The sequence below is a fragment of the Streptomyces sp. CB01249 genome (assembly GCF_001905735.1).
Lineage (GTDB): Bacteria > Actinomycetota > Actinomycetes > Streptomycetales > Streptomycetaceae > Streptomyces.
This window is the reverse complement of sequence record NZ_LISW01000006.1, coordinates 342,188-355,007: the sequence shown is the minus strand read 5'-3', so window position 1 is coordinate 355,007 and position 12,820 is coordinate 342,188. Positions and strand designations below refer to the sequence as shown.

Sequence of the window (12,820 nt, the reverse complement as noted above, 5' to 3'; positions counted from 1 at the left end):
CCCTTCCCGAAACCGGGGCGCTGCCCCGGACCCCGCGCCTCAAACGCCGGCGAGGCTACCTATAAGCCCCTCCGGCGATTGAGGAGCGGGGGTACGGGGGCAGCGCCCCCGTGTCATGAGCCGCCCGTGTGGACCTGGAAAGCCGCCTTGCGGACCGCCTTGGCCAGGGCCGGGTCCGGGTGGGCCGCGGCCAGGGCCACCAGGACCTGGACCGTGCGGGGGTGGCCGACGGCGCGGACCTCGTCCAGGAGGGCCGGGACCGTGCCCTGGACCGCCGAGTCGAGGTGGCGGACCAGGAGGCCCGTCTCACCGTGGTCCGCGACGGCCGCCGCCGTGTCGACCCAGAGCCAGGTGGCCTCCTCGCGGCTGAGGACCTCCTGAGCGTCCTCGGGGTCCGCGCCGTCGTACTCGGCGAGCCAGAGCAGCGCGTACGGGCGCAGGGGCGGGTCGGTCAGGACGGCCCGGACCTCGGGCTCCGCGGGGGCGCCGACCACGCGCAGGGCCTCGAAGGCGAGCCCACGCAGCAACGCGTCCTCACCCCGGGCGACGTCGAGCAGTTCGGCGACGGCACTGCCGACGGGGCGGGCGGCCAGCCAGGCGCGGTATTCGGCGCGGGCGGGGCCGGGGGTGAGGCGGGCGCAGCCGAGGAGCATGTCGGCGGCGGCCTGCTCGATGTTGCCGGCGGGGCTCTGCGCGGCGACGCAGATCTGTTCCAGCTTGACCCAGACCGCCCAGTTGCCGAGCGGCGTCAGCGTGGCCTGGTCCGCGCCGAGGGTGAGCGCCCCGACGTCGGCCAGACCCTCCAGGGCCCAGTCGAGCAGGCGGGCGACGAGGGCCGGGGGGTGGGCGGTGGGCGCCGGTTCGGCGGGGGCGGGCAGCGGCTCGGAGCCGTACGGCACCTCGCAGCGCTCCTCGTGGAGTTCCGCGACGCGCTGGCCGAGGAGGTCGAGGAGGGCGGGCACGGTGACCGGGCCGGCCGAGAGCTGGAGCAGCGAGAGGACCTGCGGCACGGCCTCGACGGCCTCGGCGACCGCGGTGGACTCGACGCCCCGGGGCGCGGGGTGGACGAGCGACCAGGCGTCGAAGAGCGCCACCCAGCCGCGCAGCACCGCGGAATCGTCGCGGTCCCAGGCGCGCAGCCGCCAGCCGGGGCGTGCGGTGTCGCCGTGGAGTTCGACCAGTCCGGCGAGCCGGGCCCGGTCCCAGCCGGAGCGGACCTGCTCCGGGGAGATGTCCAGCGCGGCGGCGGCGTGTTCGAGGGCGGTCGGCGGTGTGGTGCCGGGGGCCGCCCCGTCGGCCGCCCAGCGGGCGATCCGTACGGCGTCGGCGAGGACCGTCCGGGCCTGGCGGGCCAGCTCCGCCCGGGGTGGGGTGCCCTCGGGCGGGCGCGGCGCGGGCCTGGTGCGCCGGGTGGTCACGGCCCTGCGGGCGGTGGCGAGGGGTCGCGGGCGGACAAGACGCAGCCTGGAGTCGCGCGGGGTACGGGACGTCACGGGAGCAGTCTTGCCCCTGACGGCCCGAAAGCCCAAACGGAACCCGGGTCACCGGCGTTGACGGGCCCCCGCACCGGCCGGGACCAATCGGCCGAACCGGCGCATCACCTCACATCAGGGGCGTGAGGAAGCGGCGCAGGGTCTCCTCGTAGCGGGCCGGGTCGGCGTTCCACATCGCCGCATGCGGAGCGTGGTCCACGGTGTGCAGGGAGACCAGGTCCGGGCGGGCGGCGGCGAGCCGGCGGGAGTGGATGAAGGGGGCCAGGGTGTCGTCGGGGCCGTGGAGGACGAGCGTGGGGACGTGCAGGGTCACGGGGACCGAGGTGTCCAGGAGGGCGGTGCCGTGCAGTCCGGTCTGCCCCTGGGCGGCGCGCACGGCCAGCGGCAGCAGCGCGGCGGGCACCCCGCGTGCGGCGGCCAGGCCGCGCAGGGTGTCGGTCCAGTCGAGCACGGGCGAGTCGAGGACGAGGCCGGAGATCCGGTCGCGGAGCGCGGAGCCCACGCAGGCGTGCAGCGCCATGGACGCGCCGGTGGACCAGCCGTACAGGATGACCTGCTCGGCGCCGTTGCGGACGGCGAAGCGGATCGCGGCGTCCAGGTCGCGCCACTCGGACTCGCCGAGGTGGCCGAGCCCGTCCGGGGAGCGCGGGGCGCCGGGGTCGCCCCGGTAGGCGAGGTCGAGCACGGGCAGCTGCTGGCCGTGCAGGAAGCCGAGGAGGTTCAGCGGGTGCTCCCGGGTGGCACCGATGCCGTGGACGGTGATCACCCAGGTGGGGCGGGGAGCGGGGACGTACCAGGCGGGCAGTTCGCCGAGCTCGCCGGGGATCCGCACCTCGCGGAAGGCCAGGCCGAGGGCGCTGCCGGGGTCGCCGCTGTACACCTGGGGCGTGAGGCGGACCTTGTCGCCGGGGGCGAGGATGCCGCGGTCGACGCGTTCCAGTCGGCGTACGACCGTGTCGGCTGCCTGGTGGGCCCGGTCGATCACGGGGCCGACGACGGCGTGGACGTCCTTGCCGGTCAGCCCGTACGTGCCGGGGCGCAGCGAGGTGAGGGACCGGGTCAGGGTGACCTGCCCGGCGGCCGTCGCGTGGACGGTGAGTTCGCGGTCGGCGGGGAGCGGTCGGCCGGGCGGCGTCTTGAGGGCGACGTCGCCGGCGAACCGGCCGGCCGCGACCGCTGCCGCGCCGGCGCCGATGAGTGTGGTGACGGCCGCTGCCGTCGCGGTAACCGGGCGCACACCCTCAGTGTCGGGGTCCGGGCGCCGCGATGCCAGCGGGCAGGGCCGTCCGGTGCCGCCTCAGCCTTGTTGCCCGTATCCCTTCAGGGCCTCCAGCACCTCGCCGAGCTGGTCCTCCGAGAGCAGGGCCGGGGTGCGGCCGGGTACGGCGCTCGCGGTGAGCCAGACGCGGCAGAGCCATTCGAGCTGGGCGGTGCGGTCGTACGCCTCGTCGAGGGTGGCGCCGTAGGTGACGGTGCCGTGGTTGGCGAGCAGGCAGCCGGTGCGGTCGCGGAGGGCGGTGAGCATGTTCGCGGCGAGTTCGGGGGTGCCGTACCGGGCGTAGGGGGCGACGCGGACCGGGCCGCCGAGCATCGCGGCGGCGTAGTGGACGGAGGGGACCTCGGTGACGAGGGTGGAGACGGCGGTGGCGTGGACCGCGTGGGTGTGCACGACGGCTTTCGCGTCGGTGTTCCGGTAGACGGCGAGGTGGAGGGGAAGTTCGCTGGTCGGGGTCAGTGTTCCGAAGGTCTGGTTGCCCTCCGGATCGACACCGGTCAGGTCCTCGGGGCGCAGCCGGTCGTACGGCACTCCGCTGGGTGTGACCAGCACCGTGTCACCGACCCGCAGCGAGACGTTTCCGGAGGTCCCGACGACCAGCCCCTCGGCCGCCGTGCGGCGCGCCGCGGCGACGACCGCCTCCCATCCACGGGCCATCGCGTCGTGCCGTCCGTCACTCATCCGAAGATCCTTTCCGGGCCCCGTCCGGCCGCCGCCGCGAGGGTCACCGCAGCGCCCTGTTCAGTTCATCTTCTGTTCACTCAAGTTGCCTACGTTCCACGTGCCAATGACGTCGAACGATTGCCTGGGTAAATGGAACACATCACGCTGCTGCTCGCGATAGTGATCGTGACAGCTCTAGTGTTCGATTTCACGAACGGTTTCCACGACACCGCCAACGCGATGGCCACGACCATCTCGACCGGCGCACTCAAACCCAAGACGGCGGTCGCGATGTCCGCCGTTCTCAATCTGGTCGGCGCGTTCCTGTCCGTGGAGGTCGCCAAGACGATCTCCGGCGGGATCGTCAACGAGGACGGCCTCAGAACCGAGGTCATCTTCGCGGCGCTCGTCGGCGCCATCCTGTGGAATCTTCTGACCTGGCTGGTCGGGCTCCCGTCCAGCTCCTCCCACGCACTGTTCGGCGGCCTCATCGGCGCCGCGGTGATGTCCGCCGGCTGGTCGTCGGTCAACGGCGGCACCGTCGTCACCAAGGTGCTGCTGCCCGCCGTCGCCGCCCCGATCGTGGCCGGTGTGGCCGCGCTCCTGGCCACGAGGCTCACGTACCGGATCGGCGGGAAGATCCGTAACGACGCCCAGGAGAAGGCCACCGCCAAGGGCTACCGGGCGGGGCAGATCGCCTCGGCCGGGCTCGTCTCGCTCGCCCACGGCACCAACGACGCGCAGAAGACGATGGGCATCATCACCCTGGCCCTGGTCACCGGCGGCGTCCTCTCCCCCGGCTCCAACCCGCCGGTCTGGGTCATCGTCAGCGCCGGTCTGGCCATCGCGCTCGGCACTTACCTCGGCGGCTGGCGCATCATCCGCACCATGGGCAGCGGCCTGACCGAGCTGAAGCCCCCGCAGGGCTTCGCCGCCCAGACCAGCGCGGCCACCGTCATCCTGGCCTCCTCGCACCTCGGCTTCTCCCTCTCCACCACGCAGTCCTGCTCCGGGGCCGTGATGGGCGCGGGCCTCGGCCGTGCCGGGGGTGTGGTCCGCTGGTCCACCGCCACCCGGATGTTCGTCGCCTGGGGCCTGACCCTGCCGGCCGCCGGTCTGGTCGGGGCGGGCGCCGAGTTCCTGACGAAGCAGGGCACCTGGGGCGTCGTGGTCGTCGCGGCCCTCCTGATCGCCGGTTCCGGGGCGATCTGGGTGCTCTCGCGCCGCAAGCCCGTCGGCCACGGCGATGTCGCACCGGGCACCGAGGACACGGCCCCGGCCGAGCCCGCCGGTGTCGTCACCCAGGCCATCGCGGCCGTGAGCCCGCCGCCCACCGTGGCGCACGACCTCGCCGCCACCATTCCGGCGCCCGCCGCACCCGTCGCCGCCGATCCGGCCCGACCCGCCACGGTCTGACAGACCCCGGTACTCCGGTAAAGGACACCCCGTATGAACATCGACTGGGCAGCTCTGGGCACCGTCTTCGGCGTCTCCCTCGTCACCACCGTCGCTCTGGTGGGCCTCTTCACGCTCGGCATCGTCGGCCTCTCCAAGCAGCCGGAACCGGCTGCGCAGGGCGGTCCGGCGGGCTCCTCGCTCCTGCTGGCGCACGCCGGGGCGTACGTCTGCTTCGGGCTGTGCGCGGCGGCGGTCGCGTACGGCATCTACCTCATCGTCGCCTGACGCGAACCCCCTCCCTCGGGCCGGACGCACCTCGTGCGCGTCCGGCCCGATGTGCGTCCGCCCACACCCTGCCGTCGCAGGTCAACGGCGAGTTGACGGGCGTTCGCGGGGCGTGGTGGACTGCCGGAGCCATTACGGCGACAGCAGAGGAAGCCGGTGCGAATCCGGCGCGGTCCCGCCACTGTCACCGGGGAGCGGTCCCCCACCGCACGTCACGGCCCGCGCGAGCGGGCTGGAAGACCGGGGGAATCCGCCGATCCGGAAGCCAGGAGACTCTTGTCGCCGTCACGTCGAACCAGGGCGCGGACCCTGAGTGAGGACATATCGCCATGCCCGGCTGCCGTGCGCCCCTCTCCCCACAGCCTCTGTCGGCGGACTCCGGTACGGCCGGCTGAACCGTGCGTGCCGATCGCATCTACGCGTACGGCGCCACCGCCGGCCTGATCGGCGACCTGCTGCTCGGTGACCCCCGCAGGGGCCACCCGGTCGCCGCCTTCGGGCGGGCCGCCGCGGCCGTCGAGGACCGGCTCTGGCGCGACCACCGCGGCCGGGGCGCCCTGCACACCCTGATCTGCGCCGGGGGCGCCGCCGGGAGCGCCGCGCTCGCCGCCCGCGCCCTGCGCCGCCACCCCGCCGCGTCCGTGGCCCTGACCGCCGCCGCCACCTGGTCCGTCGTCGGCGGTACGTCGCTGGGGCGCGAGGCCCGGGCCATCGGCGGGGCGCTCGCCGCGGGGGACGTCGAGTTGGCCCGGGAGCGGCTGCCGCACCTGTGCGGGCGCGACCCGCAGGCGCTGGACGGCCCCGGGATCGCGCGCGCCGTGGTGGAGTCCGTCGCCGAGAACACCTCGGACGCCGTGGTCGGCGCCCTCGTCTGGGGCGCCCTCGCCGGTGTGCCCGGGCTCGTCGGCTTCCGCGCCGTCAACACGCTCGACGCGATGGTCGGCCACAAGTCGCCGCGCCATCTGCGGTACGGCTGGGCCTCGGCCCGCCTCGACGACCTCGCGGGCTGGCCCGGCGCCCGGCTCACCGCCCTGCTCGCCGCGGCCTCCGGCGGCCGCCCCAGAGAGGCGGTACGGGCCTGGCGGGCGGACGCCGCGAAGCACCCGAGCCCCAACGCGGGCCCGGTGGAGGCCGCGTTCGCCGGGGCGCTCGGCGTACGGCTGGGCGGGACCCTGGCGTACGGCGGCCGGGTCGAGCACCGGCCCGTGCTCAACGGGGAGGCCGGGCGGGCGGTGGAGACCGGGGACATCGAGCGCGCGGTGCGGCTCTCGCGCCGGGTGGGCGTGCTCGCCCTCGGCGTCAGCGTGGCCGCCCGGCTGGGCGCGGGGGCGGTCGTGCGCCGGGCCCGGAGACCTCACGGATCCCGTACTGCTGGACGGAGAGCGATATGAGCGGCGGACTGCTGGTCGCCGGGACCACCTCGGACGCGGGCAAGAGCGTCGTCACGGCGGGCATCTGCCGCTGGCTGGTGCGCCGGGGCGTGAAGGTCGCCCCGTTCAAGGCACAGAACATGTCGCTGAACTCGTTCGTCACCCGCGAGGGCGCCGAGATCGGCCGGGCCCAGGCGATGCAGGCCCAGGCCGCCCGCGTCGAGCCGACCGCCCTGATGAACCCCGTGCTGCTCAAGCCCGGCGGCGACCGCTCCAGCCAGGTCGTCCTGATGGGGCGGCCGGTCGGCGAGATGAGCGCCCGCGGCTACCACGGCGGGCGGCAGGAACAGCTGCTGTCCACCGTCACGGACTGCCTGGAGCAGCTGCGGAGCACGTACGACGCGGTGATCTGCGAGGGCGCGGGCTCGCCCGCCGAGATCAACCTGCGCCGCACGGACATCGTGAACATGGGCATCGCCCGCGCCGCACGCTTCCCGGTCGTGGTGGTCGGGGACATCGACCGGGGCGGCGTCTTCGCCTCGTTCTTCGGCACGACCGCGCTGCTCGCGCCGGAGGACCAGGAGCTGATCGCGGGGTACCTGGTCAACAAGTTCCGGGGCGACGTCTCGCTGCTTGAGCCGGGCCTCGACATGCTCCGCGATCTGACGGGCCGTCCGACGTACGGGGTGCTGCCCTTCGCGCACGGGCTCGGCATCGACGAGGAGGACGGCCTGCGGGTGTCGCTGCGCGGCACCGTACGGGAGTCGACCGTAGCCCCGCCGCACGGCGAGGACGTCCTGCGCGTCGCCGTGTGCGCGATCCCGCTGATGTCGAACTTCACCGATGTGGACGCGCTGGCCGCCGAACCGGGCGTCGTCGTCCGCTTCGTGGACCGGCCCGAGGAGCTGGCCGACGCCGACCTCGTCATCGTGCCCGGCACCCGGGGCACCGTGAAGGCGCTCGCCTGGCTGCGCGAGCGCGGACTCGCCGAGGCGCTGCGGCGGCGCGCGGCCGAGGGGCGGCCGGTGCTCGGGATCTGCGGCGGCTACCAGATCCTCGGCGAGCACATCGAGGACGAGGTGGAGTCGCGCGCCGGGCAGGTGGACGCGCTCGGGCTGCTGCCGGTGCGCGTCCGCTTCGACCGCGAGAAGACGCTCGCCCGGCCGGTCGGCGAGGCGCTCGGTGCGCCCGTCGAGGGGTACGAGATCCATCACGGGGTCGCCGATGTGCGCGGCGGCGAACCGTTCCTGACGGACGGCCGGGGCACCCCGCTGGACGGCTGCCGATCCGGTGCCGTCTGGGGCACGCACTGGCACGGCTCGCTGGAGAGCGACGCCTTCCGCCGCCGGTTCCTGGCCGAGGTCGCCCGGCTCACCGGCCGCCGCTTCGTGCCCGCGCCCGACACCTGCTTCGCCGCGCTGCGCGAGGAACAGCTCGACCGCCTCGGCGACCTGATCGAGGAACACGCGGACACCGACGCGCTGTGGCGGCTCATCGAGTCGGGCGCGCCGTCCGGTCTGCCGTTCATCCCGCCGGGAGCGCCCGCCATCCCCGTCAAGGAGGCCCTGTGAGTACGCCCTACCCCTTCACCGCCGTCGTCGGCCAGGACGACCTGCGGCTCGGGCTGCTGCTCAACGCGGTCAGCCCGGCCGTGGGCGGGGTCCTGGTCCGCGGCGAGAAGGGCACCGCCAAGTCGACCGCCGTGCGCGCGCTGGCCGCGCTGATGCCGGAGGTCTCCGTCGTGCCGGGGTGCCGCTTCTCGTGCGACCCCGCCTCGCCCGACCCGGCGTGCCCGGACGGCCCGCACGAGGACACCTCCGGCGTGTCGCGGGCGGCGCGGACCGTGGAGCTGCCGGTCGGCGCGTCCGAGGACCGGCTCGTCGGGGCGCTCGACATCGAACGGGCCCTCGCGGAGGGCGTGAAGGCCTTCGAACCGGGCCTGCTCGCGGACGCGCACCGCGGAATCCTGTACGTGGACGAGGTCAACCTGCTCCACGACCACTTGGTGGACCTGCTGCTCGACGCGGCGGCCATGGGTGCCTCGTACGTGGAGCGCGAGGGCGTCTCCGTACGGCATGCGGCGCGGTTCCTGCTCGTCGGGACGATGAACCCCGAAGAGGGCGAGTTGCGGCCGCAGTTGCTCGACCGGTTCGGGCTGACCGTCGAGGTCGCGGCATCCCGGGAGACGGACCAGCGGGTGGAGGTCGTGCGGCGGCGGCTCGCCTACGAGGACGACCCGGCGGGCTTCGCGGCGCGCTGGGCCGACGAGGAAGCGGAGTTGCGGGACCGGATCGCGGCCGCGCGGGCGCTGCTGCCCGAAGTGGTGCTCGGTGACCAGGCGTTGCGGCAGATCGCGGCGACCTGCGCGGCCTTCGAGGTCGACGGGATGCGCGCGGACATCGTCATGGCCAGGACCGCGACCGCGCTGGCCGCGTGGGCGGGGCGCACCGACGTACAGGCCGAGGACGTCCGGCAGGCGGCGCTGCTCGCGCTCCCCCACCGGAGGCGGCGGAACCCCTTCGACGCGCCGGGGCTCGACGAGGACAAGCTGGACGACACGCTGGAGCAGAACGGCGGCGGGGACGACGAGCCGGAGCCGGACGGGCCCGGTGACGGCGGTGGCGGCGGAGGGGGCGGCGGGCTGCCGCCGCAGGGGGACGGGCCCGACACGCCGCCCTCCCCTGCCGACGGGGCGGACGACACGCCCGGCGCGCCCGTGCCCGGGCAGGGCGGTGAGCAGCAGCCCGTACGGGCCGGTGAGCCGTTCCGTACGAAGATGCTCAGCGTGCCCGGTCTCGGTGAGGGCGCGGCAGGGCGGCGGTCCCGGGCGCGTACCGAGCACGGTCGGACGACCGGTGCGCGGCGGCCCGAGGGCGCGCTGACCAAGCTGCATCTGGCCGCGACCGTGCAGGCCGCCGCCCCGCACCAGCGGGCGCGGGGCCGGTCCGGGCGGGGGCTCGTGGTGCGGCGGGACGATCTGCGGCAGGCGACGCGGGAGGGGCGCGAGGGCAATCTCGTGCTGTTCGTCGTGGACGCCTCCGGGTCGATGGCCGCCCGGCAGCGCATGGGCGCCGTGAAGGGGGCGGTGCTGTCCCTGCTGATGGACGCCTACCAGCGCCGCGACAAGGTCGGCCTGGTCACCTTCCGGGGCCGGGACGCGGAGCTGGCGCTGCCGCCGACCTCGTCGGTGGACGCGGCGGCGGCCCGTCTCGAGTCGCTGCCGACGGGCGGGCGAACCCCGGTGGCCGCCGGACTGCTGAAGGCGCACGACGTGCTGCGGGTGGAGCGGCTGCGCGACCCGTCCCGGCGGCCCCTGCTGGTCGTGGTGACGGACGGGCGGGCGACCGGCGGGCCGGACCCGGTGGCGCTGGCCGCGCGGGCGGCCCGGCTGCACGCGGCCGAGGGCATCGCGTCGGTCGTCGTGGACTGCGAGACGGGCCCGGTACGGCTGGGGCTCGCGGCGAATCTCGCCGCCGACCTGGGCGGCACCGCCGTCACGCTGGACGAGCTGCGCGCCGAATCGATCGCCGGGCTGGTCAAGGACGTCCGGGGCACGGGCCCCGGGCACACCGACAGGAGGATCGCCTAATGCCGCAGGGACAGCCGGAGAGCGTGCCGGACGACGGACTCACCACCCGGCAGCGGCGCAACCGGCCGCTGCTGATGGTGCACACCGGCATCGGCAAGGGGAAGTCGACGGCGGCCTTCGGGCTCGCGCTGCGCGCCTGGAACCAGGGGTGGCCCGTCGGGGTCTTCCAGTTCGTCAAGTCGGCGAAGTGGAAGGTCGGCGAGGAGAACGCGCTGAAGGTCCTCGGCGCGAGCGGCGAGGGCGGGTCCGTCGCCTGGCACAAGATGGGCGAGGGCTGGTCCTGGGTCCAGCGGGACGACCAGACGGACAACGAGGCGAAGGCCCGCGAGGGCTGGGAGCAGGTCAAGCGCGACCTGGCCGCCGAGACGTACCGGCTGTACGTGCTGGACGAGTTCGCCTATCCGCTGCACTGGGGGTGGATCGACACCGACGAGGTCGTCTCGGTCCTGCGCGACCGCCCCGGTACGCAGCATGTGGTGATCACCGGCCGCAACGCGCCCGCCGCGCTGCTGGACGCGGCGGACCTGGTGACGGACATGTCGAAGGTCAAGCACCCGATGGACGCCGGGCAGAAGGGCCAGAGGGGCATCGAGTGGTGAACGTCCCCCGCCTGGTCGTCGCCGCGCCCTCGTCCGGGAGCGGCAAGACCACCGTCGCGACGGGCCTGATGGCCGCGTTCGCCGCGCGGGGGCTCGCCGTGTCCGGGCACAAGGTGGGCCCCGACTACATCGACCCCGGCTTCCACACGCTGGCGACCGGGCGGCCCGGGCGCAACCTCGACGCGTACATGTGCGGGCCCGAGCTGATCGCGCCGCTGTTCGCGCACGGGGCGCGGGGGTGCGGGCTGGCCGTGGTCGAGGGCGTGATGGGGCTGTACGACGGGGCCTCGGGGCTCGGTGAGCTGGCGTCCACCGCGCATGTGGCGAAGCTGCTGCGGGCGCCGGTGGTGCTCGTCGTGGACGCGTCGTCGCAGTCGCGGTCGGTGGCGGCGCTGGTGCACGGGTTCGCGTCCTGGGACGCGGAGGTGCGGATCGGCGGGGTGATCCTGAACAAGGTGGGGTCCGACCGGCACGAGGCGTTGCTGCGGGAGGCGTTGGAGGAGTCGGGGGTGCCGGTGCTCGGTGCCTTGCGGCGGGCGGAGGGGGTCTCCGTGCCGTCGCGGCATCTGGGGTTGGTGCCGGTGGCGGAGCGGCGGTCCGATGCGGTGGCCGCTGTCGCGGCGATGGCGGGGCAGGTTGCGGCTGGGTGTGACCTGAGGGGGTTGTTGGCGTTGGCGCGGTCTGCGCCTGCGTTGCCGCCGGGTGGGGAGTGGGATGCGGGGGTTGCTGTCGCCGGGGGTGTTCCCCTACCCGCCCCTTCCCGTAACCGGGGCTCTGCCCCGGACCCCGCTCCTCAAGCGCCGGAGGGGCTGAAAAACCGGCCTGTTGTTGCTGTGGCCGGTGGGGCTGCTTTTACGTTCTCGTATGCCGAGAACACCGAGTTGCTTGCCGCGGCCGGGGCCGACGTCGTTTCGTTTGATCCCCTGCGGGACGAGGCTCTGCCGCTCGGGACCCGGGGCGTCGTCATCGGGGGCGGGTTCCCTGAGGTGTACGCCCCCGAGTTGTCGGCCAACGAGGCCTTGCGGAAGGCCGTCGCGGAGTTGGCGCTCTCCGGGGCGCCGGTGGCCGCCGAGTGTGCGGGGTTGTTGTATCTGGCGCGGTCCCTGGACGGGTTGCCGATGTGCGGGGTGCTCGACGCCGAGGCGCGGATGACCAAGCGGCTGACGCTCGGGTACCGGGACGCCGTGGCGCTCACGGACAACGTGCTGGCGCCCGCCGGGGCGCGGATGCGGGGGCACGAGTTCCACCGGACCGTCATCGAGCCCGGGGCGGGCGACGAACCCGCCTGGGGCATGCACCGGCCCGAGCGGCGCGTCGAGGGGTTCGTCCGGGGCAACGTACACGCGAGTTATCTGCACACCCACTGGGCCGCGTCGCCCGGGACGGCCGCGCGGTTCGTCGAGCGGTGCCGGGGGTGACGGGGTCACTGGGCGAGGCCCACCACCAGCCAGATGAAGCACACGCCGGCCACCGTGCACAGCAGCGTGGAACGGGCCGGGTGGTCGTGGTGGGCCTCGGGCAGGATCTCGGCGGCGGCGAGGTAGAGCAGCGCGCCGCCGAAGAAGCCGAGATAGCAGCCGAGCAGTTCCTCCGGCAGGGTGAACAGCAGCGTCGTCGCGGCCCCGATGACGGGCGCCGCCGCATCCGCGAAGAGCATCGTGAGGGCCTTGCGGCGGGCGTTCCCGTACAGGCTGGTGATCGTGTACGTGTTGAAGCCGTCCGCGAAGTCGTGCGTGATCACGGCGAGCGCGACGGCCGCCCCCATCCCGCCGCCGACCTGGAAGGCCGCGCCGAGCGCCACCCCGTCCATCAGGCTGTGGCCGACCATCGCGGACGCCGCCGTCAGCCCGACCTGCGGGACCCGCTCCTCGGCCGCGCCGTGGGCCGCCTGACGCACTGCGAGCAGCCGCTCCACGAGGTGGGCGACGAGGAAGCCGCCGACGAACAGCAGCAGCGCCGCCGGGACGCCGAAGACCAGGCCGCCCGCCGCCTCCACCGCCTCGGGCAGCAGGTCCAGGCCGACCACGCCGAGCATCAGCCCACCGGCCAGACCGAGGACCAGGTGGCGGCGGTCGCTGACGCGCTGGGCGACCCAGCCGCCCGCCAGGGTCATCAGGAACGCGCCGAGCGCGACGAACACCGCCATG

Annotated in this window: 11 protein-coding genes and 1 riboswitch; of the genes, 7 read left to right on the top strand and 4 right to left on the bottom strand. The window is 74.6% G+C overall.

The window, feature by feature from the left end:
* Positions 1-113: 113 nt before the first annotated feature.
* From AMK18_RS26470 to AMK18_RS26460, 3 genes are all read right to left on the bottom strand, one after another.
* Positions 114-1,418, bottom strand: coding sequence for a hypothetical protein (locus tag AMK18_RS26470; RefSeq protein ID WP_018104693.1), 1,305 nt, complete (start codon positions 1,416-1,418; stop codon positions 114-116).
* A gap of 184 nt (positions 1,419-1,602) precedes the next feature.
* Positions 1,603-2,730 (bottom strand): alpha/beta hydrolase, encoded by a 1,128-nt coding sequence (locus AMK18_RS26465; RefSeq protein WP_073864755.1) that lies wholly within the window; start codon positions 2,728-2,730, stop codon positions 1,603-1,605.
* A 60-nt stretch (positions 2,731-2,790) separates the two neighbouring features.
* On the bottom strand, positions 2,791-3,450 hold the full coding sequence (locus AMK18_RS26460) for a class II aldolase/adducin family protein (protein ID WP_073864754.1): 660 nt from the start codon (positions 3,448-3,450) through the stop codon (positions 2,791-2,793).
* Positions 3,451-3,582: 132 nt separating this feature from the next.
* Here AMK18_RS26460 and AMK18_RS26455 point away from each other — a divergent pair, with 132 nt between their 5' ends.
* From AMK18_RS26455 to AMK18_RS26425, 7 genes are all read left to right on the top strand, one after another.
* Positions 3,583-4,848, top strand: coding sequence for an inorganic phosphate transporter (locus AMK18_RS26455; RefSeq protein ID WP_018104690.1), 1,266 nt, complete (start codon positions 3,583-3,585; stop codon positions 4,846-4,848).
* Positions 4,849-4,881: 33 nt separating this feature from the next.
* On the top strand, positions 4,882-5,115 hold the full coding sequence (locus AMK18_RS26450; protein WP_073864753.1) for a hypothetical protein: 234 nt from the start codon (positions 4,882-4,884) through the stop codon (positions 5,113-5,115).
* Between the two features lie 147 nt (positions 5,116-5,262).
* Positions 5,263-5,390, top strand: a riboswitch (cobalamin riboswitch).
* 123 nt (positions 5,391-5,513) lie between these two features.
* The gene (locus AMK18_RS26445; protein ID WP_073864752.1) at positions 5,514-6,506 is read left to right on the top strand and encodes a cobalamin biosynthesis protein; all 993 of its coding nucleotides are present in this window, start codon (positions 5,514-5,516) and stop codon (positions 6,504-6,506) included.
* Positions 6,503-8,056: a cobyric acid synthase gene (locus tag AMK18_RS26440; RefSeq protein WP_073864751.1), complete on the top strand. Its 1,554-nt coding sequence runs from the start codon at positions 6,503-6,505 to the stop codon at positions 8,054-8,056. Before AMK18_RS26445 ends, AMK18_RS26440 begins: the two co-directional genes overlap by 4 nt.
* Complete coding sequence (locus AMK18_RS26435; RefSeq protein WP_073864750.1) at positions 8,053-10,074, top strand: putative cobaltochelatase; 2,022 nt, start codon at positions 8,053-8,055, stop codon at positions 10,072-10,074. The genes AMK18_RS26440 and AMK18_RS26435 overlap by 4 nt, the downstream gene beginning before the upstream one ends.
* Entirely contained in the window at positions 10,074-10,673 is a 600-nt protein-coding gene (gene cobO, locus AMK18_RS26430; RefSeq protein ID WP_073864749.1) for a cob(I)yrinic acid a,c-diamide adenosyltransferase, read from the top strand. The genes AMK18_RS26435 and cobO overlap by 1 nt, the downstream gene beginning before the upstream one ends.
* Positions 10,667-12,091, top strand: a complete 1,425-nt coding sequence (locus AMK18_RS26425; RefSeq protein ID WP_073864748.1) for a cobyrinate a,c-diamide synthase — start codon at positions 10,667-10,669, stop codon at positions 12,089-12,091. Before cobO ends, AMK18_RS26425 begins: the two co-directional genes overlap by 7 nt.
* A 5-nt stretch (positions 12,092-12,096) precedes the next feature.
* On the opposite strand, the gene AMK18_RS26420 is transcribed toward AMK18_RS26425, so the two are convergent.
* Complete coding sequence (locus AMK18_RS26420) at positions 12,097-12,819, bottom strand: ZIP family metal transporter (protein ID WP_018104681.1); 723 nt, start codon at positions 12,817-12,819, stop codon at positions 12,097-12,099.
* Position 12,820 lies beyond the last annotated feature (1 nt).